Consider the following 24,761-nt stretch of genomic DNA (forward strand, 5'->3'; position numbering starts at 1 on the left):
CCGGTAGGCCTTATAGCTACTCTCAAAATCAATAGGGTCAATCAGTCAATTAGAAAAGGCAAAATCACTTTCGATGCTGAAGGAAACAACATTCCAGGATCACCTTTTTTCAGCCGCGTAATTCATTGGCCAGGAAACGAGCTTTCTGGAGTAACTCTAGGACGCGGCTATGACATGGGGTCAAGAAGCGAGTCAGAGATATATGGGCACATGATTGAGGCCGGAATCGGCCAAGAGCAAGCAACCAAAATTGCTCAAGCACATGGATTGAATGGAAGCTCAGCGCAACAATTCGTGGCGAATAACAAGCTAGAAATAGGTGAAATATCTTCAGAGCAGGAAATCGCTCTATTCAATTTGATATATCCAGACTATGTCGATAGAGCCATACAAAACTACAACCACTGGACCATCGGCGAAGCCGGACGGTTTGAGTGGAGCAACTTGGATCAAGTTATTCAGGATATTCTAGTGGATTTCGTATACCAAGGCTTTACAAAAGGACCAAACCCTATGAAGGCCGGCATGAAAAACGACAAAAACGAATTGATAAATTATATAGAAAATACGCCTGCAATAAGCCAGTATGAGCCCGGAAGACGCAGAGCAAACTATCTTGGAAACAATTAGGATTTCAAAGATGAGAAAAAAAACAGTGTTTATACTGCTAACCACTTTGTCCTTCTGCGCAAATGCTGAAGTCAGCTCCCCGTGCGATAGTATTGAGAGTTCTCAGCAGATTTTCCTCTGCTCAGAGCACGTCAAGAAAATAGCTGATAATCGGCTTAACACTTCATATCAAGAGGCCCTGAGGCGAATTAAAAATCAATATAAGAACTCCGCAGATCTTGCAAGCGAATATCTATCACTATTAAAAGAATCCCAGCGCGCATGGTTGAAAGTTAGAGATAAAAACTGTGAACTAGAGGCATTTGAAATGGAAAGGGGGACCGAGGCACATATAACCACTACTAATAATTGCATTGCAAGAATGAGCAAAAGCAGGGCTAATTATCTAGACAAGATTTCACCCGACATATAGGGGGAATCATGATGCACTTGGCAAAAGCGATTAGTTTCATATGTTTTGGTGTCATTCCCCTGACTGATGCTGTAGTCATGACGGCAACAAAAAACTAAGTGCAACACCTGACCTTTCCGGTACGGTGTTGCTCTATGTCTTATTCCGCACTCAGCGTTGAAGAGCGCGTCACCATTCAATCGGTCATGCCCAAGGCTTCAGCCAGCGCAAGATTGCCTGCTTGATCAAACGATCTCCTTCGACCATCAGCCGGGAGTTGTGCGTAATCGAGATAAGTCCCCTTCGTTTCGAGTCGCCTTCTATCCTACCTCTGACTCAACCGCCGGGCCGCCTGTGCTAACCTGCGGCCCATGTTCGTCGGGCCGTTCCGGCCCGTTTCAGAGGTCATTCATGCATATCCACATCCTCGGCATCTGCGGCACCTTCATGGGCTCGCTGGCCGTTCTGGCGAAGGAGCTGGGACATCGCGTCACTGGCTCCGATGCCAATGTCTATCCCCCCATGAGCACCCAGCTGGAAGCCCAGGGCATCGAGTTGATGCAGGGCTACGAGCCGGCTCACCTGCAACCGGAGCCGGATCTTGTTGTGATCGGCAATGCGCTGTCGCGCGGCAACCCGGCGGTGGAGTACGTGCTGAACAAGGGCCTGCCCTATGTCTCCGGCCCGCAATGGCTGGCCGACCACGTGCTGCAGGGGCGCTGGGTGCTGGGTGTGGCCGGGACCCACGGCAAGACCACCACCACCAGCATGCTGGCCTGGGTGCTGGAGCATGCCGGCATGAGCCCGGGCTTTCTCATCGGTGGCGTGCCGCAGAACTTCGGCGTGTCCGCCCGGCTGGGCGGTACGCCGTTCTTCGTGGTGGAGGCCGACGAATACGACAGCGCCTTCTTCGACAAGCGCTCCAAGTTCGTCCACTACCACCCGCGCACGGCGATCCTGAACAACCTGGAGTTCGACCACGCGGACATCTTCCCCGACCTCGCCTCCATCGAGCGGCAGTTCCACCACCTCGTACGGACCATTCCCGGCGAGGGCCTGATCATCCACCCGACCTCCGAAGAGGCCATCCGCCGCGTGCTCGACATGGGTTGCTGGACGCCGGTGCAGACCACCGGCGACGGCGGCCAATGGCAGGCCAACCTGCTGGCCGAGGACGGCTCGCGCTTCGAAGTGGTCTTCGATGGCGAGGTGCAGGGCGTGGTGGATTGGGAGCTGAGCGGCCGGCACAACGTTGCCAACGCCCTGGCCACCCTGGCGGCGGCGCGGCACGTGGGTGTGCTGCCGAAGCAGGGCGCCGAGGCGCTGAGCCTGTTCAAGAGCGTCAAGCGGCGCATGGAGAAGGTTGCCGAGGTGAATGGCGTGACGGTCTACGACGACTTCGCCCACCACCCCACGGCCATCGCCACCACGCTCGACGGCCTGCGCAAGAAGGTCGGCGACGCGCCGGTGATCGCCATCATCGAGCCGCGCTCCAACTCCATGAAACTGGGCGCCCACCGCGACGGCCTGCCGGAGTCGGTGCAGCAGGCCGACCAGGTGATCTGGTACGCGCCGCCGAACCTCGGCTGGGACCTCGGCGCCACCGCGGCGGCCTGTCCAGTGCCGGCGGTGGTCTGCGACACGCTGGAGGCGATCATCGCGCGGGTGAAGGGCCAAGTCGCGCCGGGCACCCAGGTGGTGATCATGAGCAATGGCGGCTTTGGCGGCCTGCATGGCAAGCTGGCCAAGGCACTGGCAATCTAAGGAGAGCCTTTTATGAGCGGACCGGAGCGCGTAACCCTCGCTATGACCGGTGCCTCTGGCGCCCAGTACGGCCTGCGCCTGCTGGATTGCCTGATCCAGGAAGAACGCGAAGTGCACTTCCTGATTTCCAAGGCGGCGCAACTGGTGATCGCCACCGAGACCGACGTCACCCTGCCGGGCAAGCCGCAGGCGATGCAGGCGTTCCTCAGCGAATACACCGGCGCCGCGCCAGGGCAGATTCGCGTCTACGGCAAGGAAGACTGGATGGCGCCGCCGGCCTCGGGCTCCGGCGCGCCGAGCGCCATGGTGGTGGTGCCCTGTTCCACCGGCACCCTGTCAGCCATCGCCACCGGCGCCTGCAACAACCTGATCGAGCGGGCCGCCGACGTGGTGCTCAAGGAGCGCCGCCAACTGGTGCTGGTGCCGCGCGAGGCGCCGTATTCCAGCATCCATCTGGAGAACATGCTCAAGCTCTCCAACCTCGGCGCGGTGATCCTGCCGGCCTCGCCGGGCTTCTATCACCAGCCGCAGACGGTGGACGACCTCGTCGATTTCGTGGTGGCGCGCATCCTCAACGTGCTGAACATCCCCCAGGACATGCTGCCGCGCTGGGGCGAGCACCATGTGGTGAGTGAGGAGTAGCGGCGTGAGGATGGTGCGTGCGGCGAGTGCCCTGGTGTTGGTCCTGATGCTGGGCGGGTGCGCCACGGTGCGGACGCTGGACGCGGCCAAACCGGGGGCGCCGATCGTCTATTCCGGTACGCGGCTGGACTGGTACAGCCTCAACGGCGGCTGTTGCCCGCGCGACCGCTTCGGCGCCGAACCGCCGAAATATGCCGCCATCGACCTGCCCGCCAGCGCCTTGTTGGATACCTTGCTGCTGCCGTTCTCCCTGGCCGCGGTGCTCGGCCTGAGCCTGGGTGTCAGCGGCGGGATGTGACGCGCAGCAAATCGCGAACCGGCTCTAAACCACGTCGGGATACTGATGCACCAACTCCCACAGATGCCCGTCCGGGTCGCGGAAGGTGCGGGCGTGGAGGAAGTCGTGATCCTGCGGCTCCCCATGGACGCGCGCACCGGCCGCCACCGCCTTGTTCAGCAGATCGTCCACCTCCTGATGGCTGTCCAGGACCAGGCTGACCAGCACCTCGCTGCTGCGCTGGGCGTCACAGGACGGCCCGCCGATGCGCTCGCGGAAACGGGCTTCGGTGAGCAGCATGAGGTAGAGGCCGTCGGCGATTTCCAGGCAGGCGCTGCTGTCGTTGGTGAAGCGGAGGTCCGGCTCGAAATCCAGGCGCTCGTAGAAGGCCATCGAGCGGTCCAGGTCTTTCACGGGCAGGTTGACGAAGATCCGAGTGCTCATGCGTCCTCCGGGTCTTGTGGTACCTGAGGGTGTCTTTGAGTGAAGTACAGGATGGGGATGTTTGCTTGGGGAAGGTGTTTGTTCTGGGTGATTTGGGGGAGGTTTTATTCTTTCGGCCGATAGGTGCGGTGTAGCCCGGACCTCCGCCCCCTCACCCTAGCCCTCTCCCCAGGGGGGAGAGGGGACTGAAGAGCGATTCCCGAACCTTCGGAGTTCACCCAGACTACCTCTTCACCCTGACCCTCCCAAGGGATTGAAGAACGACCTCCGAACCTTCGGAACCCGCACAGACTGCCCCCTCGCCCCTTTGGGGAGAGGGCTGGGGTGAGGGGGCGGAGGTGGAGACTTCACAACTCGCAAAGTCGACCCATCGCCCCAACAAACTCCCCCTCGGCAGCCCCAGGGGCGTCACGAGCGTCAGCGCTGACCGCCCCCCAACTCACAACGCACTGCCTGCAGATCGGCGATGCGACGAACACTGCGGTCGCCGTCGACGGTCACGTAGGCCACGCCGCAGTCATCCACCGCTACGCCGTTGAAGATCCACGACGGCGGATAGCCCGGCGTGCCGCTGTTGCCGACCGGCAGGTCCTTCGCCAGCACTGTGCGCTTGCCCGTCGCGAGGTCGAGCTTCACCAGACGGTCGGCGCCGGTTTCCACCACCAGCAGGGCGCCGGACGGCGTGGCGGCGAGGCCTTCCGGTTGGGCGAATCCATCGGCGACCCGCTTGGGTGAGGCCAGGGCCTTGTAGCCTTCGGCCACTTGCCAGACCGAGCCGGTGGCCCAGTCCGATACCCAGAGCTTGCCGTCGCGCTGCGCCAGGCCCACCGGCACGCTGAAGCCGCAGCCCAGTGGGTTGCGCTCGGTGGTGTTGGCCGGGCGCTGCATGACGCAGCGGCTGCCCAGTTCCGCCACCGCCAGGTCGTTGCCGAAGCCGATGGCGTTGAGCGGTACGGAGAAGTCGCGGTGGTCGGCCACCACGGTTTCCAGGGCCGGGTCCCAGACCTGCACGGCGTTGGAGAACCAGGAGGTGGTGACCAGGTAATCGCCATGGGAGCCCACGCTGAAGGGCGTGTTCAGCGGGGTGACGCCGCCCACGATGCTGTGGGCGATGCTGCGCAGGCGGCCGGTGCGCGGGGCGTACTCGCGCAGCGAGTAGATATCCGCGACGAACACGGACTCGCGTCCGCCCGCCTTGTGCACCGCGATGCCGGCGCCGGTGGTCATGCCACCGCGGGTGAGCCGGCGGACTTCGCCCTCGTCGCCGTTCAGCGTCACGCGACGGATCGCCGCGTCGTGGGCGTTGGAGACGTACAGCGTGCCTTTCGAGTCGAAGGCCAGGTTATCGGCGCCTTCGCCCACCTCGGCGACCGTTTGCAGCGTGCCGCTCTCAACGTCCACTCGCAGCACCTGGCCGCGCGCCTGGTCGATGACGAACAGCTCGCCGGCGGCGTTGAACTTGACCGCCGCCGGGGTGCCCAGGCCATTGGCGACGATCTTCACGCTGCCGGTGGCCGGGTCGATGCGCGCCACCTGGCCGTGGTACCACAGCGGGCCATAGAGCTTGCCGTCGGGGCCGAGGTCCATGCCATTGAAGCCGCCGAGGTTGTTGGCGAGCAGGCGCGGCGGGTTGGCGCCGGTCAGGTCGATTTGCCACACCTCGTCGGCGAGGAACACGCGGCTGACGTAGAGGGTGTTGCCGTCATCGGAAATCGTGATGGCGTTGACCCCGCGCCCGAGATTGGCCACGGTGGTTTTTTCGCCGTCCGGGGTCAGGCGGCCGATCTCTCCGGTGAGGAAGGCGGTCCAGTAGAGGTTGCCGGCATGGTCGAAGACCAGGTCGTCCGGCGCCTCGACGCCCTGTGCCGGGCCCAGGGTGCGGATCACCCGGCCGCTACGGGGATTCAACTGGGTGATGCTGCGGCCGACGACGCTGGTGACGAACAGTTCGTCCCGGTCGTTGACGTAGACGCCGTTGGTGCTGGACAGCGTGGCGCCCTTGACCAGCGGGTAGGCGAAGACGGGCTCGCGCTGGCTGCCGCCTGCGGCCGGGCTGGCAAGGGCGAACGGTGAGGCCATGACCGATAGCGCCAGCAGCGCTGCGGAAATGCGCCAGGGGGTTGTCGGGGTGGTGTGCGAACGGGGGAAGGCGGGTGTTGGCATCCTTGTCTCCCAAGGTGTGGAGTGAGCGAGGTCGGATTCCGACTGGCGGGTCCGACACGCTGATTGCCACACCGGGAGGGCACCCGCAAGCGCTGGGTGGCTGGCCGGTTCCGTCGTGTTCCGGATTCCGGTAGCCCTTGGCAGACGATTTGTGAGATATGTCCTGTTTGACGGCGCCTCAGGCAGCCAGGCCGTGCACCTCGGCACACGCTTCGACCAGGGTGTAGCGACCCTTGTCGTCGCGGCTCACCCGGCCCAGGGCGGTCGCCGGGTCGTGGGTGAACACCAGCCGGCCGTTGCGTGCCAGCAGGCTGTCGAGCAGGCGTTCCTTCTCTTCGATCAGGCCCTCGGGGAAGCGGTCGTAGCCCATGGTGATGGGCAGGTGGACCCAGGGCGCGCCGGGGATCAGGTCGCCGGCGAACACCACCGGGCCGTCGGGCATGGCGATCTCCGGCAGGAGCTGGCCCGGCGTGTGGCCGTCGCTCCAGTGGAAGCGCCAATCCGGGCCGAGCAGGGCGGAGCCGCCTTCGCCGTCCACGAGTTCCAGGCGACCGCTGGCTTCCAGCAACTCGAGCAGTTCCGGGATGTAGGAGGCCCGGTCGCGCGGGTGCGGGTTGCAGGCGCGCTGCCACTGGCGGCGGCCGGTGACGAAGCGCGCATTGGGGAACAGCAGGCGCGGCGCCAGTCCCTCTTCCCAGGCGGCGAGCAGGCCGCCGGCGTGGTCGAAATGCAGGTGGGTGAGCACCACCACATCGATGTCGGCATCGCACAGGCCGACCGCCGCCAGGCTGTCGAGCAGCACGTGGCGGTCTTCCTGCACGCCGAAGCGGCGCTTCATTTCCGGGGAGAAGAAGGCGCCGATGCCCGTCTCCACCAGGACGTTGCGATCGTCTTCGCGGACCAGCAGGGCGCGGCAGCCGAGGTCGATGCGATGGTGTTCGTCCGCTGGCATCCAGCGCTCCCAGAGTGCGCGCGGGGCGTTGCCGAACATGGCGCCGCCATCGAGTTTCTGGCTGTTGCCAACAAGGGTGGTGAGGGTGCGCATAGCCGATCCTGCGGGGCGCGTCGGGCGCCCTCGTCGTTGTTGTGGTTTCAGTCGCGTGCGACCGCCAGGGCCACGCCCTGGCCGCCGCCGATGCACAGGGTCGCCAGCCCCTTGCGGGCTTCGCGGCGGCGCATCTCGTGCAGAAGGCTGACGAGGATACGACAACCCGAGGCGCCGATGGGATGGCCGAGGGCGATGGCGCCGCCGTTGACGTTGACCTTGGCGCTGTCCCAGCCGAGTTCGCGGCCGACGGCGAGAGCCTGGGCGGCGAAGGCTTCGTTGGCCTCCACCAGGTCGAGTTGCTCCAGCGACCAGCCGGCCTTTTCCAGGGCGCGGCAGGTGGCGAACACCGGGCCGATGCCCATGATCGCCGGATCGACCCCGGCGCTGGCGTGGGCGGCGATCCGCGCCAACACCGGCAGGCCGAGGGCGTCGGCCTTGGCGGCGCTCATCAGCAGCACCGCGGCGGCGCCGTCGTTGAGGGTGGAGGCGTTGCCGGCGGTGACACTGCCATCGCCCTTGAACGCCGGGCGCAACGTGGCGAGGCCATCGGCGGTGGTGCCGGCCCGCGGCTGTTCGTCCTGCTGGAAGATCACGGTGTCGCCATAGCGCTGGGGAATCTCGACCGGGACGATCTCCCCGGCGAAGCGACCGGCCTCGATGGCGGCGCAGGCGCGCTGTTGCGAACGGGCGGCAAAGGCATCCTGCTCGCAGCGGGTGATGCCGTACTGCTCGGCCAGGTTCTCCGCGGTGATGCCCATGTGGTACTGGTTGAAGGCGTCCCAGAGGCCATCCTCGATCATGCTGTCGACCAGCTTGCCGTGGCCCATACGCAGGCCGCTGCGGGCGCCGGGCAGGACGAAGGGCGACAGGCTCATGTTCTCCTGGCCGCCGGCGATCACCACCTCGGCATCGCCGCAGCGGATAGCCTGGGCGCCGAGGATCACCGCCTTGAGCCCCGAGCCGCAGACCTTGTTCAGGGTCATGGCCGGTACCGTGTGCGGCAGGCCGGCCTTCAGCGCGGCCTGGCGCGCGGGGTTCTGCCCGGCGCCGGCGGTGAGCACCTGGCCGAGGATCACTTCGTCCACCTGTTCGCCGGCCAGGCCGCTGTCGGCGAGCAGGCTATGGATCACCGTCGCGCCCAGCTCGGCGGCCGGAATGCGGCTCAGGGAACCTTGGAAGGCACCGATGGCGGTGCGGCGGGCAGCGACGATCACGACTTCACGCATGGGTCTCTCCGGTGCACCCCGCACGGGGGGCGCGCAATGAAAAAGAACGCGGACGCCAAGGGCGGCGCCCGCGCTCACGCAACTCAGAACTGCTCCGCAGCCAATCCGTACAACGAGGCGCTGCCGGCGCGGATGCCTGCCTCCAGGGCGAGGGTGCGCGGCAGCAGACGCTGGAAGAAGAACGCGGCGGTGGCCCGCTTGGCGCCATAGAAGGCTTCGTCCTCGGCCTGCCGGCGCTCGGCCACTTCGGCCATCCGCGACCACAGCCAGGCGTAGGCGACGTAGCCGAACAGGTGCAGGTACTCCACCGAGGCGGCGCCGATTTCCGCGGGGTTCTGCGCGGCGCGGTCGAGCAGCCAGGCGCTGACGTCTTCCAGGCGGCGAACCGCGTCCAGCAGCGCCTCGCGATAGGGCGCGGCGGGGGACTCGGCATAGGCGCGGATGAGCCCGGTGAAGCGCCGCAGCGTGGCGCCGCCGTTGCCCACCACCTTGCGGCCGAGCAGGTCGAGGGCCTGGATGCCGTTGGTGCCTTCGTAGATCTGGGCGATGCGCACGTCGCGCACCCGCTGTTCCTGGCCCCATTCGCGGATGTAGCCGTGGCCGCCGAACACCTGCTGGCCGTGCACGCAGCTGTCCAGACCGGTGTCGGTGAAGAAGGCCTTGGCCACCGGTGTGAGGAGCGCCACCAGCGCTTCGGCTTCGCGCTGTTCGTCGGTGTCGTCGGCGAACTTGGCCAGGTCGAGCTGCTGGCCGACGAAGCAGGCGAAGGCGCGGCCGCCCTCGGTCATGGCCCTCATGGTCAGCAGCATGCGGCGTACGTCGGGGTGGACGATGATCGGGTCGGCCGCCTTGTCCTTGGCTACAGGGCCGGTCGGCGCGCGGCTCTGGATACGCTCGCGGGCATAGGCCACGGCGGCCTGGTACGACGCCTCGGCGCAGCCGATGCCCTGGATGCCGATGGACAGGCGCTCGTAGTTCATCATGGTGAACATCGCGGCGAGCCCCTTGTTGGCCTCACCCACCCGCCAGCCGATGGCGCCGTCGAAGTTCATCACGCAGGTGGCCGAGGCCTTGATGCCCATCTTGTGTTCGATGGAGCCGCAGGACACGGCGTTGGCTTCGCCCAGGCTGCCGTCATCGCCGACCAGTACCTTGGGCACCAGGAACAGCGAGATACCCTTGGGCCCGGCCGGCGCGTCCGGCAGGCGGGCCAGCACCAGGTGCACGATGTTCTCGGTGAGGTCCTGTTCGCCGCCGGTGATGAAGATCTTGGTGCCAGTGATGGCGTAGCTGCCGTCCGCCCGCGGTTCGGCGCGGGTGCGGATGAGGCCGAGATCGGTGCCGGCGTGGGGTTCGGTCAGGCACATGGAGCCGGCCCAGCGGCCCTCGTACATCGGCGGCAGGTAGCGGCTTTTCAGCGCCTCGTCGGCGTGGGCGTCGATGGCCAGGCAGGCGCCCGCGCTCAACGCCGAATAGAGGGCGAAGCTGGAATCGGCCGCGTAGAGCATTTCCTCGAACTGCACGGCGAGCATCTTCGGCATGCCCATGCCGCCGTAGGCCGGGTTGCCGGAGAGGCCGACCCAGCCGCCTTCGGTGTAGGTGGTATAGGCTTCCTTGAAGCCGGCCGGGGTGGTGACCGCGCCGTCCTTCCACTGCGCACCTTCCTCGTCGCCGCCACGGCTCAGCGGGGCAATGAGCTGGCCGGTGACCTTGGCCGCTTCTTCGAGGATGGCGTCGGCGGTATCGCCATCCACCGTGCCGGCCAGGGCCGGCAGGCGGGCCCAGAGCGCCGGGGCATCGAAAACCTCGTGCAGGACGAAACGCATGTCGCGCAGGGGGGCGTTGAACTCGGGCATCGGTCACCTCATGCAGGACGCCGGGGGAAGCCCCCGGCCGGTAGGGAATAAAAAGGGGCCGGCATGTGCCGCCGGCCCGTAGGGTCAGTCGGCATCGGGTGAGCCGCTGACGGAGGTTTTCGGGCTGGCGAAGCGCAGCAGGTGGGTGCGTTCGACCAGGATGTACAGCGCCGCGCCGGCAGCGAGGCCCCAGCCTGCGCCGTACACCGCGAGGACTACGCCCATGGTGCCGGCGATGCCGCGCTCGGTGTTGTTGTCGAGCTGCTCGAAGCCGACCATCAGGCAGATGTAGCCGGTGAGGATCAGCGTCAGCGACAGGGCGATCGGCAGCACCGGCTGGAAGAAGCTCACCAGCGGCAGGATGAACAGGGCGATGAAGCCGGTGATCCAGAAGGTGCCGGCGCCGCTGAAGATCGAGTCCATCGCCTTGCGGCCGTACTTGTAGCGCTCGGCCATGGTCGCCGCGGCGGCGGTCCACAGCGGGCCGGCGAGGCCGGGGTAGGGCGCGAAGAAGGCATGCAGGGCGTTGCGCAGCGCGGTGACCAGATGGATGCGGTCGACGTTGTTGTCGATCTTCTCGTCGGTGCGCAGCTCATCGGCGCGCTGCATCAGCGACTGGCCGACGATGATGTCGCCGAAGGCGATGATGTAGGCGATCAGCGCAGTGGGCACGGCATAGAGGAAAATCTTCGCGTCGGGGAAGCCCAGGCTGAACGGCAGGTACTGCCAGAGCTGGTCGAAGGCCGGCCGGGTGATGCCCCAGCGGATGTCCGGGACCTTGTACTCGCCCACCGCGATGCCGATGAAGATCGCCACCAGCATGCCCGGCACCATGCCGTAGTTGACGATCCTGCGCGCCATCGGCACGCGCTCGGTGAGGCCCTTGAACGACACCGAAAACATCAGGTACAGGCAGATCAGGCTGCCCAGTACCAGGGACACCGGGGTGTTGGCCAGGCGCCCGCCGGTCTGGATCTCGCCCATCAGCGCGGCCATGCCGGCGCCGATGATGATGCCGCCCTTCATCGAGTTGGGCACCAGGCGCACCATCACGCTGCCCAGGCGCGTCACCCCGAGCAGGAGGAAGATCAGAAACACCAGGAACTGCAGGGCGAACAGTGCCTGGATCGCCTGCGGGCCGGGCTGGTAGTCGCTGAGGAACAGCAGCACCACGGGGATGCCGGGGGTGATCCAGCCGGGCACCAGCGGGACGCCGAGCAGGGCCGGGAGCATGAAGCCGATGCCGCAGATCACCACGTAGGCGAGGGCGACGTCGTAGGGCAGGCCGAGGTACTTCTCCAGCAGCGGGATCATGCCCAGGCTGACCACGAACATGATCAGCGCCTGGAGCATCTCGGCGGTTTCCCAGCGGTAGTGGACGAACGGCAGGCGGACCTTGAACGGGCCGAGGGGCCAGTGGGGCTGCTCGTCCCCGTCACGACGCTTGAATACTTGCATTGCGGTTCTCCGTTGGCCCCTGGGGCCGGTTCTTGTTGTTGTGCAAACGGCTTTTCGCGGACATGGCGAGGCCCTGGAGCGGCACGCGCCGCTCCGGTGTTTCAAGCGGGGTCAGAGCGCCCTGGCCATGTCGCGCAGGACGAATTTCTGGATCTTGCCGGTGGAGGTCTTCGGCAAGGTGGTGAAGACCACCGTCTTCGGCACCTTGAACCCGGCCAGGTGGTCGCGGCAGAAGCCGATGATGTCGGCCTCGCTGACCTGCTGGTGGTCGGCCTTGAGGGTGACGAAGGCGCAGGGTGTCTCGCCCCATTTCTCGTCCGGGCGGGCGACCACGGCGGCTTCCAGCACGGCTGGGTGGCGGTAGAGCACACCTTCGACCTCAATGGTGGAGATGTTCTCGCCGCCGGAGATGATGATGTCCTTCAGCCGGTCGCGGATTTCCACGTAGCCGTCGGCGTGGCACACGCCCAGGTCGCCGGTGTGGAACCAGCCGCCTTCGAAGGCTTCGGCGGTGGCGCTGGGGTTCTTCAGGTAGCCCTTCATCACGGTGTTGCCGCGCATGAATATCTCGCCGATGGTCTGGCCATCACGCGGCACCGGCTCCAGGGTTTTCGGGTCGGCGACCATCAGCCCTTCCAGGGTCGGGTAGCGCACGCCCTGGCGCGCCTTGATGGTGGCGCGCTCCTCCAGCGGCAGCGCGTCCCATTCGGCGTGCCAGGCGCACAGGGTCACCGGACCGTAGACCTCGGTAAGGCCATAGGTGTGGGTCACGGCGATGCCCATTTCCTCCACTGCGCCGATTACCTTGGCCGGCGGCGCGGCGCCGGCGATCATGGCTTTCACCGGGTGATCGATGGCGGCCTTGGCCGATTCCGGCATGTTCACCAGGGCGTTGAGCACGATGGGCGCGCCGCACAGGTGAGTGACCTGGTGTTCGCGGATCAGGGTGAGGATCTTCTGCGGATCGACCCGGCGCAGGCACACGTGAACGCCGGCCAGCGCGGTGACGGTCCAGGGGTAGCACCAGCCGTTGCAGTGGAACATCGGCAGGGTCCAGAGGTAGACCGGGTGGTTGCCCATGGCCCAGGTCATCTGGTTGCCCAGGGCGTTCAGGTAGGCGCCACGGTGGTGGTAGACCACGCCCTTCGGGTTGCCGGTGGTGCCGGAGGTGTAGTTGAGGCTGATGGCCTGCCACTCGTCGGCCGGCCACTGCCAGTCGAATTCCGGGTCGCCCTCGGCGAGCAGGGCCTCGTAGTCCAGATCGCTGACCGGGCGGCCTTCGCCGTACTCCGGGTCGTCCACGTCGATCACCAGCGGCGGGTGATCGAGCATGCCCACCGCCGCATGGATGACTTCCTCGAACTCGCGGTCGGCGATCAGCACCTTGGCTTCGCCGTGCTGCAGCATGAAGGCGATGGCCTCGGCGTCCAGGCGCACGTTCAGGGTGTTGAGCACCGCGCCGATCATCGGAACGCCGAAGTGCGCTTCCAGCATCGCCGGGATGTTCGGCAGCATCACCGCCACCGTGTCGCCCTTGCCGATGCCGCGGCCGGCCAGGGCCGAGGCGAGACGGCGGCAGCGTGCGTAGGTTTCCGCCCAGGTACGGCGGATCGAGCCATGGATCACGGCGGGGTAGTGCGGGTAAACGGCGGCGGTGCGCTCGATGAAACTGAGCGGGGAGAGGGCGATGTGGTTGACGGCGGCAGGCGAAAGGCCTTGTTCGTAAATCGACATGTGGGCACCCAGTGGCTGTTTGTTAGCTCTGTCCTCCCGGGCATGGCGATCTGGGAGGATGGTTTCTTTGTCTGGGTGATTTATATATCTGTTCTGATTTTTATGGAAGTAATACCAGTGTAGTATAGTAAAAATACTATATTTAATTCGGAGCCGCTTTACGCTGCGGTGTACAACGGCGATGCTCGCGCTCCGGTGCGCTCGGAACCGGATCAAGGCGACGAATGGGAGGGTGGCGATGTACGACATGCGGGTGCAGTTGCAGAGCTGGTTGCGTCTGCAGCAGGAAGCGCTGCCGCTGGCGGAGCGTGCCGATGTCCTGCGCCATGCGTTGCAGGCCTGCCCTGAGGTGCGCCAGGCGTTCTACCTGCGCTGGCAGCCTGACAGCGGTATCTACAGCCACGTGGGTCGGGCCCAGCAACTGCCGCCCGGTTTCGGCGATCCGCTGCAGGCCAGCGACCAGGCATTGTTCGATGCCCTGCTGGAGCGACGTCGGCTGACCTTCGCCGAGCTGCGCCAGTTGCCTTGCTGGCTGGCCGGACGGTTGCGCCGCGCGGCGATCAGCCATGGCCAGGCGTTGTCGCTGGCGTTGGATGAAGGCCAGCCGGGGCTGCTGTTGATCGAGGTGGCGGAGGGCGTCGACCTGCACTGGCTGGGGTTGGTCCACGAGCTGCTGGACACCCTGCTCGCCGTCGCGGGGCCGGTGCGCGGCGCGCTGCTACCGGGGGCCGACCCGCAACCCAGCCTGCTGCTGGATGCCGAGGCGCGACCGCTGGAACTGAACGCCGTGCTCCAGGCGCTTCTCGGCGATCGTCCGGTGAGCGAGGTGGACGCCTACCTGCCGGTGAACCACGTGCGACTCGTGCGAGCCTGTCTGGAGCAGGCGCGTCCCATCGAGGGCGTCGAGGCGGAGCTGGGCGACGACATTTTCATCTGGACATTCATTCCCGACCGGGTGGCCGGGCGTGTCCTGGCGCGGGCCCGCCAGGCGACCGAGGCGATCCGTGCCGAACGCGAGGCGGCGCGGGCCCGGCGGCTGTACCGGCTGATCACCGAGAACACCACCGACCTGATTTCCCGCCACACCCCCGACGGCTGCTTCCTCGATGCGTCGCCAGCCTCCTGGACCCTGCTCGGCTACTGGCCGGAAGAACTGCGCGGGCGCTTCGTCCAGACACTGTTCCACCCCCAGGACCAGGCACAACTGGAGCAAAGCACCCGCGAGGCGCTGGAGCAGGACGGCTACCACACCATGACCTACCGTATCCGCCACCGCGACGGTCATTACCTGTGGTTCGAGACGGCCAGCCGGGCGATTCGCGAGACCTACACCGGCGCGGTGGTGGAAATCGTCAGCGTCTCGCGGGACATCACCGCCCGCGTCCAGGCCGAGGAGAACCGCCGGCGCCTGGCCGAGGTGGTGGAGGCCAACACCGACCTGGTGCTGTTCCTCGATCCCGAGGGGCACCTGACCCACCTCAATCCTTCCGCCCGCCGCGCCCTGCGGATCGCCGACGATGCACCGCTGCCGGCACTGGATGCCCTGCTGGCGGCCCAGGACATGGCCGCCTTGCGCCGCGACGGTTGGCGCACCGCCGATGCTTCGGGCGTATGGAGCGCCGAGGCGCGCTTGCAGCCGCTGGGCGATGCGGCCTCCCTGCCGGTCTCCCTGGTGCTGCTGGCGCACCGCGCCGCCAGCGGCGAACGCTACTACTCGCTGGTGGCCCGCGACATGACCGAACGCGAGCTGCGCGAGGCCCAGCAACGCCGTCACCAGGACGAGCTGGCGCACACCGCGCGGTTGGTCACGCTGGGCGAACTGGCGTCCGGCATCGCCCACGAGATCAACCAGCCCCTGGCGGCGGTGGTCAACTACGCCAACGCCAGCCAGCGCTACCTGCAATCCCTCGGCAGCAACCCGCAGGCGGCCGAGCGCGTCGCCCAGGGGCTGGAGCGCATCACCGAGCACGCCAACCACGCCTCGGAGGTCATCAAGCGGCTGCGGGCCTTCCTGCGCAAGGGCCAGCGGCGCACCCAGGCGCTCGACGTGGCGCAGGTGGCGCGCGAAGCGGTGCGCCTCTGCCAGTGGGAGGCGACCAATTGCCAAGTGACGATCGAGGAACATCTGGCGGACAATCTGCCGCCGGTCTATGCCGACCCGGTGTTGATCGAGCAGGTGCTGCTCAATCTGCTGCGCAACGCCATCGACGCCAACCGCGAGGCCCATCCCGGCGCACCGTCGCGCATCCGTCTCGACGCACGGCGCGACGGCATCCAGTTGTGCATTGGCGTGAGCGACGAAGGGCCCGGAGCCAGCGAACAGGCCCTGGCGCAGATGTTCACGCCGTTCTACACCAGCAAGCCGGATGGCCTGGGGCTCGGCCTGTCCATGAGCCGCAGCATCGTCGAAGGCTTCGGCGGTGCCCTCGAGGCGCATCCCGGCGAGATTTCCGGCTTGCGCCTGGAATGCCGGCTGCCGCTGGGCCGCGCGGAAGAGCCCAGGGCACGAGAAGAACAACAGGAGTGACGATGTCGCAACAACCCGAACAGCTCGTCTACGTGGTGGATGATGACCAGGGCATGCTCGATTCGACGGTCTGGCTGCTCGAATCGGTCGGCCTCAAGGCCCTGCCGTTCACCAACGGACGGGATTTCCTCGCCGCCTGCGATCCGCGCCTGAACGCCTGCGTTCTGCTGGACGTGCGCATGCCCGGCATGGGCGGGCTGAACGTGCAGGAAGAAATGCGCGCCCGTGGCCTGGACCTGCCGGTGATCTTCGTCAGCGGCCATGCCGACGTGCCCATCGTGGTCCGCGCCTTCCGTGCCGGCGCGGTGGACTTCATCGAAAAGCCCTACAACGAGCAGTTGCTGCTGGACAGCGTGCAGCAGGCGCTGAGCCGCTTCGCCGTACAACCCATGGCCGGCGCCGGCCTGGCCGAAGTCCAGGCGCGCCTGGACAGCCTCACCCCACGCGAACGCGACGTGTTGTTGCCGCTGGTGCGCGGCTACACCAACCGGGAGATCGCCGAGCAGCTCGACGTCAGCGTGAAGACCGTCGACCTCTACCGCTCGCGGGTGATGAAACGCATGCAGGCCGAGACCCTGCCGGATCTGGTGGGCATGGCCGTGGCGGCGGGGCTGGTCGACCCGCTACGTCTGCGGGGCTAGGGGTTGCCCTGCGCTGTACGGGCGTAGGGGCGAATGGAATTCCTCTAGCGCGACCTTTCTTCTGTTGCGGGCCACCCTCTCCCGTAAATGAGAGAGGAAAGATTCGTACCGCTCGGCGTAATGACGTGAGCCGACGCTTTGTCATTGCCAGAAAGTTTGCAAAAGAGGTGGGGCCAACGCGGACGCCCCGTCAGGAGGCCGAGCGGAATCGTCGTGTAGGGGGTTGAGCGGCATGGATGCCGCGAGAGCTGCGATTGGCCAGGGATGGCCCTTCGCAGCGGGCCCCCGGAACGGCGATGGAGGGAGGGAAGTCTCGCGAAGCGAGACCCGTATGCCGGGGCAAGCCCTCTTGGTTACCTTCTGGGGCGATTGCCAGAAGTAACTCGCCGGGAGGCGAAACAAGAACTTTCTACTGAACTCAGTAATCGGATTGACTCAGGACTTCCAGCAGCACTTAACGTAGATAGGGCGAATGAATTCGCCCCTACGGTCCCTTCGCCAGCAGAGCGGGCTCCTACACAGCGCAGGAAGGCGTCAGCCTAATCCGCCTCCAGCCTCAACTCATCCAGCAACAGCAGCGCCGGTGGCGGCAGGCTGGCGCCGTGGCGGCTGATGACGCCGTAGGGCTCGCTGACCGAGCGCAGGTGCAGCGGCAGCCGGGCGAGCATGCCGAAGCGCGCGGCGGAGGCGGCCACCTCTTCGGGCAGCAGGGCGATCAGCGCCGGGTCCTGCTGCAGCAGCGTCAGGGTGGTGAAGGTGGAGGAGGTTTCCAATGGATAGCGCGGGAATTCCAGGCCCGCCTCGCGGAATTCCCGCTCCAGCAGCAGGCGCATGGGCATGTTGGTCGGGTAGACCACCCAGCGGCAGTCGCCGAGGTCCTGCAGTTCCAGGCGTTCCGCCCACAGCAGCGGGTTGCCGGGGTTGCACACCACCCACAGCGGTTCACCGTACAGGCACAAACAGTCGTAGGCGTCCGGCCGGCGGCTGACGCTGGTGCGGCAGATGGCGAGATCGAGGCGGCCCTGGTCGATCAGGTCGAGCAGGCGCGCGCTGGTGTCCTCGACGATCTCCACCGACAGCTCCGGCTGCTTCTCCCGCAGACGCCCGAGGGCGCGCAGCAGCAGCGGCACCGCGCCCATGATGGCGCCCACCGCCAGACGTCCGCCGTGACCCTGGAGAATCCCCATCATCTCTTCGCGCAGGTGCGCCAGGTCGCTGTGGATCAGTCGCGCGTAGCGGATCACGCAGCGGCCCAGATCGTTCGGCTCCAGGCCCTGGCTGGTGCGGGTGAACAGGCTGGTGCCGAAGGTGCTTTCGATTTCGTGCAGGGCCTTGGTCGCGCCCGGCTGGGTGATGGCGATACGTTCGGCGGCGCGGTGCAGAGAGCCGTGCTCGTCGAGGGCGATGAGCAGGCGGAGCTGCTTCAGGCGCAGGCGGGAGACGATGGCGGGCAGGGAAGCGATCATGGGGATGAGGAAAAGTTATCGCTCGATCAGAAGCCGTCATTAGGCAGCAGCCTTCGGGATTTTTAAAGTGCTGGCATCGCAACGGAAAACAGACCCAAGGAGCCCGGCATGCGCCTGATCCAGTTCGAGAACCCCAATGGCGAGCGCCGGGTCGGTGTGGTGGCCGGCGAGCGCATCGAGGTCGTCGCGCAGGCGCGCAGCACCCGCGAACTGGCCCTGGCGGCGATCCGCAACGGGCACGGCCTGGCCGAGGAAGTGCAGGCACGCGGCTGTGAGCCCGGCCCGCTGTATCGCGAGCTGCTGGCCGAACGACGCGTGCTGCCGCCGCTGGATCATGACGATCCAGCCCACTGCCTGGTCAGCGGCACCGGCCTGACCCACCTCGGCAGCGCCGCGACCCGCGACAGGATGCATCAGACCGCGCTGCAGGAAGACAAGCTGACCGACAGCATGCGCATGTTCCGCTGGGGCCTGGATGGGGGGCGCCCGCTGCCTGGCAACATCGGCACCCAGCCGGAATGGTTCTACAAGGGCGACGGCAGCATCGTGGTGCGGCCGGGGGCGGATTTCCCAGCGCCGGACTTCGCCGAGGATTTCGGCGAAGAACCGGAGCTGACCGGGTTGTACGTGATCGGCGACGACGGCAAGCCCTATCGCCTGGGCTTCGCCCTTGGCAACGAATTCTCCGACCACGTCGTCGAGCGCAAGAACTACCTCTACCTGGCCCATTCCAAGCTGCGCTACTGCGCCTTCGGCCCGGAGCTGCGCCTGGGCGAGTTGCCTCGTCATCTGGCCGGCACCAGCCGCATCCGGCGGAACGGCGAGGTGCTCTGGGAGCGGGAATTCCTCTCCGGCGAGGACAACATGTGCCACAGCCTGGAGAACCTCGAATACCACCATTTCAAGTACGCACAGTTCCTCCGGCCCGGCGATGTGCACGTGCATTTCTTCGGCACCGCGACCCTGTCGTTCGCCGATGGCATCAAGACCCAGCCGGGCGATCGCTTCGAGATTGCCCTGGACGCCTTCGGTGAACCGCTGTGCAACGGCATCGAAGTGCGTGCCCCGGTCATCGCGGCGGGCGGAGTCTGCGCGCTGTAGCGCGGCGCCTGTCCGGAACCCTCTTCAAGGAGCCTCCATGTCGGTCATTCTCGGTCACAACTACATCGGCGGCGGACGCAGCGCGGCCGGCGATGTCATCCTCTACAGCGTCGATGCCGCCAACGGCGAGGTCCTGCCCCATCGCTTCCACCAGGCGACCTCCGACGAAGTGGACGCCGCCGCGCGGGCCGCCGCCGAGGCCTACCCGGCGTACCGCAGCCTGTCGCCCGAGCGGCGCGCCGAATTCCTCGATGCCATCGCCGCCGAGATCGATGCCCTGGGCGATGAGTTCATCGCCACGGTGTGCCGGGAAACCGCGCTGCCGACGGCGCGTATCCAGGGCGAGCGCGCCCGCACCAGCAACCAGTTGCGGCTGTTCGCCCGGGTGTTGCGGCGCGGCGATTTCCATGGCGCGCGCATCGACCGCGCGTTGCCCGACCGGCAACCGCTACCGCGTCCCGACCTACGCCAGTGCCGCATCGGCCTCGGCCCGGTAGCGGTATTCGGCGCCAGCAACTTCCCCTTGGCCTTTTCCACCGCCGGCGGCGATACGGCCGCCGCCCTGGCCGCCGGTTGTCCGGTGGTGTTCAAGGCGCACAGCGGCCACCTGGCCACGTCGGAGTGGGTGGCGGATGCACTGGTCCGCGCCGCCGAGCGCACCGGCATGCCGGCCGGGGTGTTCAACATGGTCTACGGCGGCGGGGTCGGCGAGTGGCTGGTCAAGCACCCGGCGATCCAGGCGGTGGGTTTCACCGGCTCGCTGAGAGGCGGCCGTGCCCTCTGCGACATGGCCGCGGCACGGCCGCAACCGATTCCGGTGTTCGCCGAGATGTCCAGCATCAACCCGGTGATCGTCCTGCCAGAGGCGTTGAAGGTGCGCGGCGAGACGATCGCCGCCGAACTGAGCGCGTCGGTGGTGCTCGGTTGCGGACAGTTCTGCACCAATCCCGGCCTGGTCATCGGCATCCGTTCGCCGGAATTTTCCGCTTTTGTCGAGCGCCTCGCCGGGCACATGGCCGAGCAGCCGCCGCAGGCGATGCTCAATGCCGGCACCCTGGCGAGCTACGCGCAAGGGCTGGCGCGCTTGCAAGCACACCCGAGCGTGACACGCCTGGCCGGCCAAGCGCAGCAGGGCAACCGGGCCTGGCCGCAGGTGTTCAAGGCCGACGTCCGCCTGCTGCTGGAGGGCGATGCGTTGTTGCAGGAAGAGGTCTTCGGGCCGACCACGGTGGTGGTGGAGGTCGACAGCGCCGATCAGTTGCGCCAGGCCCTGCTCGGGCTGCATGGCCAGCTCACTGCCACCCTGATCGCCGAACCGGCTGACCTGGAGGCGTTCGCCACGCTGGTCCCGCTGCTGGAGCAGAAGGCCGGGCGGCTGCTGCTCAACGGCTACCCGACCGGCGTGGAGGTCTGCGATGCGATGGTCCACGGCGGGCCCTATCCCGCCACCTCGGATGCGCGCGGCACCTCGGTGGGCAGCCTGGCCATCGAGCGCTTCCTGCGTCCGGTGTGCTACCAGAACTACCCGGATGCGCTCCTGCCGGACGCGCTGAAGAACGCCAATCCGCTCGGTATTTCGCGCCTCGTGGATGGCGAAAACACCCGTGATCCGCTGCTTTGAGACATGGTCAACCATGCGTCGCCTCGGTCGTTGACATCCAATCATATGATGATTAGCCTGCAGGACACTCTAAAAATGAACGCGCATGGCAGAGGTGACGATGTCCAGCCGTTTTCACGCATCGACCGTCGACCGGCTGGGCTCCTGGATCGCCTCGGGCAACGTCCTACCGGGCCAGTCGCTGAAGGTCGAGGCGGACCTCTGCGAAGAGCTGGGCATCAGCCGGACGGTGCTGCGCGAAGCGATCAAGACGCTGGTGGCCAAGGGCATGCTCCAGGTCGGGCCGAAGGTCGGCACGCGGGTCATGCCGGTGCGCAGCTGGAACCTGTTCGATCCGCAGGTGGTGGGCTGGCTCGCGCAACACGGCCTGCCGGAAAATTTCGTCATGGACCTGCTCGACCTACGTCGTACCATCGAGCCGGTGGCGGTGCGCTGGGCCTGCCAGCGGGCGACGCCGGAGCAGATCGCCGAGATCCAGGCGGCCTACCGCATGCTGGAGGCCTCGATGGGCGACAAGGACGCCTACAACGATGCCGACCGGCGCTTCCACGAAGCCATTCTGGCGGCCAGCCACAATCAATTCATCGAGCAGATGCTGCCCGCCCTGGGCGCACAACTGGCGGTGTCGTTCGAAGTGTCTTCGGCGGTGCCGGACGAACTGGGGCAGACCCTCTCGCTGCACAAGGACCTGGCCGATGCCATCTCCGCGCGCGATGTGGCGCGCGGCGTGTGGGTCTGCATGACCCTGATCGAGCGGGCCGCCGTGACCATCTCTCAGCACTATCCGGAACTGTTCGCGCCTCGCGAGCAGCGGATGAGCACGCCCTGACGGGAGGTTGTATGGAGTGGCTGCCGCTGTCGCATCACCGCTTCAAGCTGGCCGAGGGGCCGTTCTGGGATCGCCGCGACCAGGCCCTGTACTGGGTGGATATCGCCGGTTTCCTGGCCTGCCGGTTGTGTGACGGCCGCTTCGAGCAGTGGCGCTTCAACGAACCGGTTTCCGCCTTCATTCCCTGCGAGAGCGGCGATGCCCTGGTGACCCTGGCCAGCGGCGTGTATCGCCTGGACCTCTCGTCGCACGCCGAGGACCCGCGCCTGACGCTGCTCTGCATCGCCGACAGCGTCACCGGCAACCGTGCCAACGAGGCCCGCTGCGATTCGGCGGGCAGGCTCTGGCTCGGCACCATGCAGAACAACCTCGATGCCAAGGGCGGCGACCTGCCGGTCACCCGACGTTCCGGCAGCTTGTTCCGGGTCGACGAATATGGTGTGGTCAACCGCCTGCTCGGCTGCATGGGCATCGTCAACACGCTGCTCTGGAATCGCAAGGCGGACACCCTCTACTGCGCCGACAGCCTGGACGGCGTCATCTACCGCTACAACATCCTCGGCGACGGCGAACTGCTGGATGGCCGCAGCGTCTGGGCCGGCCCGCATCCGCGCGGGGTGCCCGACGGCTCGGCGATGGACGCCGAAGGCTACGTCTGGAACGCCCGCTGGGGCGGCCATTGCCTGTTGCGCTTCGCCCCCGACGGTAGCCTCGACCGGGTGGTGGAGCTACCGGTCAGCCACCCCACCAGCTGCGTCTTCGGTGGCCCTGACCTGAGCACCTTGTACGTCACCAGCGCGGCTCCGGCCGGCGCCGGTGGCGGGTTGAACGGCGCCGTGCTGATGGCCGATGTCGGCGTCACCGGCCTGGCCTGCCAGCGCTTCGCCGGCTGAGCCCGCATGCATCGGCTCTGGCCGGTGTCCATCCATTCATACAGGAGTGTATCGACATGGCGTTACCCCTCTCTCTCCCGCCGGTTCCCGAGCCGGTGCGCGGCGAGCGTCTGAAGGACAAGGTGGTGATCGTCACCGGCGGCGCCCAGGGCATCGGCGAGGCCATCGTGGCCTGCTTCCAGGCCCAGCAGGCCAAGGTGGTGACCGGCGACATCCAGGGCGAGAAGGCCGAACGGGTGGCCGCCGCCTGGCGCGAACGAGGCGGCGAAGTCCTGGCGATGCAGGTGGATGTCACCCAGCCGGCGCAGTTGCAGGCGCTGGTCGACCTGGCCATCGAGCGCTACGGCAAGGTCGATGTGCTGGTCAATTGTGCCGGAGTCAACGTATTCCGCGATCCGCTGGAAATGACCGACGAAGATTGGCGGCGCTGCTTCGCCATCGACCTGGACGGCGTCTGGCATGGTTGCAAGGCCGTACTGCCGCACATGTTGTCGCGCGGCGTGGGCAACATCATCAACATCGCCTCGGTGCACTCTACCAACATCATCCCCGGCTGCTTCCCCTACCCGGTGGCCAAGCACGGCCTGCTCGGGCTGACCCGCGCACTGGGCATCGAGTACGCGCCCAAGGGCATCCGCGTCAACGCCATCGCCCCCGGCTACATCGAGACGCAGCTCAATATCGACTACTGGAACGGGTTTCCCGATCCCCATGCCGAGCGCCAGCGGGCGTTCGACATGCACCCGACACGGCGCATCGGCCAGCCGGTGGAAGTGGCCATGACTGCATTATTCCTCGCCACCGACGAGGCGCCGTTCATCAATGCCGCGTGCATCACCATCGATGGTGGGCGCTCGGTCCTTTATCACGAATGAAAAGTAGGTCACGTTCGGTTATTGATCACATGATAAGACTGTAGGGCCTGTCGTCCGATACGCTCCCCGTTGTTCCGGGGCACGGTGGCCGTGAAAGATCGCTGGACGCTGTAGCTATTCAATAAAAATAAGGAGGTAGCTATGTTTCGTCGTCGCGGGATTCGTTCCCTGTGCTTTGCCGCTCTCACCGCCGGCGCGCTCGGTTTCGCCGGCGCCTCGTTCGCCGAGGAGGTGAAGATCGGCTTCCTGGTCAAGCAGCCCGAGGAACCCTGGTTCCAGACCGAATGGGCATTCGCCGAGAAGGCGGGCAAGGAGCTGGGCTTCACCGTGCTCAAGATCGCCGTGCCCGACGGCGAGAAAACCCTCTCCGCCATCGACAGCCTGGCCGCCAACGGCGCCAAGGGCTTCGTCATCTGTCCGCCGGACGTGTCCCTCGGCCCGGCCATCGTCGCCAAGGCCAAGCTCAACGACCTCAAGGTGATGGCGGTGGACGACCGCTTCATCGACGCCAAGGGCGCCTTCATGGAGGACGTGCCCTACCTGGGCATGGCGGCCTTCGAAGTAGGCCAGAAGCAGGGCACCGCCATGGCCGAAGAGGCGAAGAAGCGCGGCTGGGACTGGAGTGAAACCTACGCGGTGATCAACACCTACAATGAGCTGGACACCGGCAAGAAGCGCACCGACGGTTCGGTGGATGCGCTGAAGAAGGCCGGCCTGCCGGAGGACCACATCCTCTTCACGCCGCAGAAGACCCTCGACGTGCCCGGCAGCATGGACGCTACCACCTCGGCGCTGGTCAAGCTGCCGGCCGGGGCGAAGAACCTGATCATCGGCGGGATGAACGACAACACCGTACTCGGCGGCGTGCGTGCCACCGAGAGCGCCGGCTTCAGCGCCGACAACGTGATCGGCATCGGCATCAACGGCACCGACGCCATCGGCGAGCTGAAGAAGCCGAAGAGCGGATTCTTCGGTTCGATGCTGCCGAGCCCGCACGTGGAAGGCTACGAGACCGCGCGGATGATGTTCGAGTGGGTCACCGCCGGCAAGGAACCGCCCAAGTACACCGCCATGGACGAAGTCACCCTGATCACCCGGGAAAACTTCCAGGCGGAACTGGAAAAGATCGGCCTCTGGAAATGAACCGGGCGATCCACTGGCAGGCCCGTCGCGAC

General features: G+C 66.2%; 21 protein-coding genes and 1 pseudogene. 14 read left to right on the forward strand and 8 right to left on the reverse strand.

What is annotated here, in order from left to right:
* From PIN01S_RS09040 to PIN01S_RS09065, 6 genes and pseudogenes are all read left to right on the forward strand, one after another.
* The coding region (locus PIN01S_RS09040; protein WP_244901434.1) for a pesticin C-terminus-like muramidase at positions 1–630 on the forward strand (630 nt) is incomplete at its 5' end.
* A 10-nt stretch (positions 631–640) separates the two neighbouring features.
* A complete protein-coding gene (locus PIN01S_RS09045; protein ID WP_084335337.1) occupies positions 641–1,042 on the forward strand; it encodes a lysozyme inhibitor LprI family protein in 402 nt (133 codons plus the stop codon).
* A 134-nt stretch (positions 1,043–1,176) separates the two neighbouring features.
* Positions 1,177–1,301 (forward strand): annotated as a pseudogene (locus PIN01S_RS09050) (helix-turn-helix domain-containing protein); the annotation flags it as partial.
* A gap of 131 nt (positions 1,302–1,432) precedes the next feature.
* Positions 1,433–2,785, forward strand: coding sequence for a UDP-N-acetylmuramate:L-alanyl-gamma-D-glutamyl-meso-diaminopimelate ligase (gene mpl, locus PIN01S_RS09055; protein WP_084335338.1), 1,353 nt, complete (start codon positions 1,433–1,435; stop codon positions 2,783–2,785).
* A 12-nt stretch (positions 2,786–2,797) separates the two neighbouring features.
* Positions 2,798–3,427: a flavin prenyltransferase UbiX gene (gene ubiX / locus PIN01S_RS09060; RefSeq protein ID WP_084335339.1), complete on the forward strand. Its 630-nt coding sequence runs from the start codon at positions 2,798–2,800 to the stop codon at positions 3,425–3,427.
* 10 nt (positions 3,428–3,437) lie between these two features.
* Positions 3,438–3,725 (forward strand): YceK/YidQ family lipoprotein, encoded by a 288-nt coding sequence (locus tag PIN01S_RS09065; RefSeq protein WP_084335340.1) that lies wholly within the window; start codon positions 3,438–3,440, stop codon positions 3,723–3,725.
* A 24-nt stretch (positions 3,726–3,749) separates the two neighbouring features.
* On the opposite strand, the gene PIN01S_RS09070 is transcribed toward PIN01S_RS09065, so the two are convergent.
* The 7 genes from PIN01S_RS09070 to PIN01S_RS09100 form a co-directional block, all read right to left on the reverse strand.
* On the reverse strand, positions 3,750–4,148 hold the full coding sequence (locus PIN01S_RS09070) for a VOC family protein (protein WP_084335341.1): 399 nt from the start codon (positions 4,146–4,148) through the stop codon (positions 3,750–3,752).
* 417 nt (positions 4,149–4,565) lie between these two features.
* Entirely contained in the window at positions 4,566–6,311 is a 1,746-nt protein-coding gene (locus PIN01S_RS09075) for an NHL repeat-containing protein (RefSeq protein WP_084335342.1), read from the reverse strand.
* Between the two features lie 178 nt (positions 6,312–6,489).
* Positions 6,490–7,356 carry an MBL fold metallo-hydrolase gene (locus PIN01S_RS09080; RefSeq protein WP_084335343.1) on the reverse strand — a complete coding sequence of 289 codons (867 nt, stop codon included), beginning with the start codon at positions 7,354–7,356 and terminating at the stop codon, positions 6,490–6,492.
* Positions 7,357–7,403: 47 nt separating this feature from the next.
* Positions 7,404–8,585: an acetyl-CoA C-acetyltransferase gene (locus PIN01S_RS09085; protein WP_084335344.1), complete on the reverse strand. Its 1,182-nt coding sequence runs from the start codon at positions 8,583–8,585 to the stop codon at positions 7,404–7,406.
* An 83-nt stretch (positions 8,586–8,668) separates the two neighbouring features.
* The gene (locus PIN01S_RS09090; protein ID WP_084335345.1) at positions 8,669–10,441 is read right to left on the reverse strand and encodes an acyl-CoA dehydrogenase C-terminal domain-containing protein; all 1,773 of its coding nucleotides are present in this window, start codon (positions 10,439–10,441) and stop codon (positions 8,669–8,671) included.
* An 84-nt stretch (positions 10,442–10,525) separates the two neighbouring features.
* A complete protein-coding gene (locus tag PIN01S_RS09095; protein WP_084335346.1) occupies positions 10,526–11,899 on the reverse strand; it encodes a solute carrier family 23 protein in 1,374 nt (457 codons plus the stop codon).
* Positions 11,900–12,010: 111 nt separating this feature from the next.
* The gene (locus PIN01S_RS09100) at positions 12,011–13,633 is read right to left on the reverse strand and encodes an acyl-CoA synthetase (RefSeq protein ID WP_084335347.1); all 1,623 of its coding nucleotides are present in this window, start codon (positions 13,631–13,633) and stop codon (positions 12,011–12,013) included.
* 238 nt (positions 13,634–13,871) lie between these two features.
* Here PIN01S_RS09100 and PIN01S_RS09105 point away from each other — a divergent pair, with 238 nt between their 5' ends.
* Positions 13,872–16,160, forward strand: coding sequence for a PAS domain-containing sensor histidine kinase (locus tag PIN01S_RS09105; RefSeq protein WP_084335348.1), 2,289 nt, complete (start codon positions 13,872–13,874; stop codon positions 16,158–16,160).
* A 2-nt stretch (positions 16,161–16,162) separates the two neighbouring features.
* Positions 16,163–16,801 (forward strand): response regulator transcription factor, encoded by a 639-nt coding sequence (locus tag PIN01S_RS09110; RefSeq protein WP_084335349.1) that lies wholly within the window; start codon positions 16,163–16,165, stop codon positions 16,799–16,801.
* 539 nt (positions 16,802–17,340) lie between these two features.
* Here PIN01S_RS09110 and PIN01S_RS09115 read toward each other — a convergent pair.
* The gene (locus tag PIN01S_RS09115) at positions 17,341–18,267 is read right to left on the reverse strand and encodes a LysR family transcriptional regulator (RefSeq protein ID WP_084335350.1); all 927 of its coding nucleotides are present in this window, start codon (positions 18,265–18,267) and stop codon (positions 17,341–17,343) included.
* Between the two features lie 108 nt (positions 18,268–18,375).
* Here PIN01S_RS09115 and araD1 point away from each other — a divergent pair, with 108 nt between their 5' ends.
* From araD1 to PIN01S_RS09145, 6 genes are all read left to right on the forward strand, one after another.
* On the forward strand, positions 18,376–19,368 hold the full coding sequence (gene araD1 / locus PIN01S_RS09120; RefSeq protein WP_084335351.1) for an AraD1 family protein: 993 nt from the start codon (positions 18,376–18,378) through the stop codon (positions 19,366–19,368).
* A gap of 37 nt (positions 19,369–19,405) precedes the next feature.
* Positions 19,406–20,989, forward strand: coding sequence for an aldehyde dehydrogenase (NADP(+)) (locus tag PIN01S_RS09125; RefSeq protein ID WP_084335352.1), 1,584 nt, complete (start codon positions 19,406–19,408; stop codon positions 20,987–20,989).
* Between the two features lie 100 nt (positions 20,990–21,089).
* Positions 21,090–21,818: a FadR/GntR family transcriptional regulator gene (locus PIN01S_RS09130; protein WP_084335547.1), complete on the forward strand. Its 729-nt coding sequence runs from the start codon at positions 21,090–21,092 to the stop codon at positions 21,816–21,818.
* A gap of 11 nt (positions 21,819–21,829) precedes the next feature.
* Positions 21,830–22,711, forward strand: a complete 882-nt coding sequence (locus PIN01S_RS09135; protein WP_084335353.1) for an SMP-30/gluconolactonase/LRE family protein — start codon at positions 21,830–21,832, stop codon at positions 22,709–22,711.
* 56 nt (positions 22,712–22,767) lie between these two features.
* Positions 22,768–23,586, forward strand: coding sequence for an SDR family oxidoreductase (locus PIN01S_RS09140; RefSeq protein WP_084335354.1), 819 nt, complete (start codon positions 22,768–22,770; stop codon positions 23,584–23,586).
* Between the two features lie 141 nt (positions 23,587–23,727).
* Entirely contained in the window at positions 23,728–24,729 is a 1,002-nt protein-coding gene (locus tag PIN01S_RS09145; protein ID WP_084335355.1) for a substrate-binding domain-containing protein, read from the forward strand.
* Positions 24,730–24,761 lie beyond the last annotated feature (32 nt).

Origin of the sequence: Pseudomonas indica NBRC 103045, from assembly GCF_002091635.1 — a bacterium.
GTDB lineage: Bacteria > Pseudomonadota > Gammaproteobacteria > Pseudomonadales > Pseudomonadaceae > Pseudomonas_M > Pseudomonas_M indica.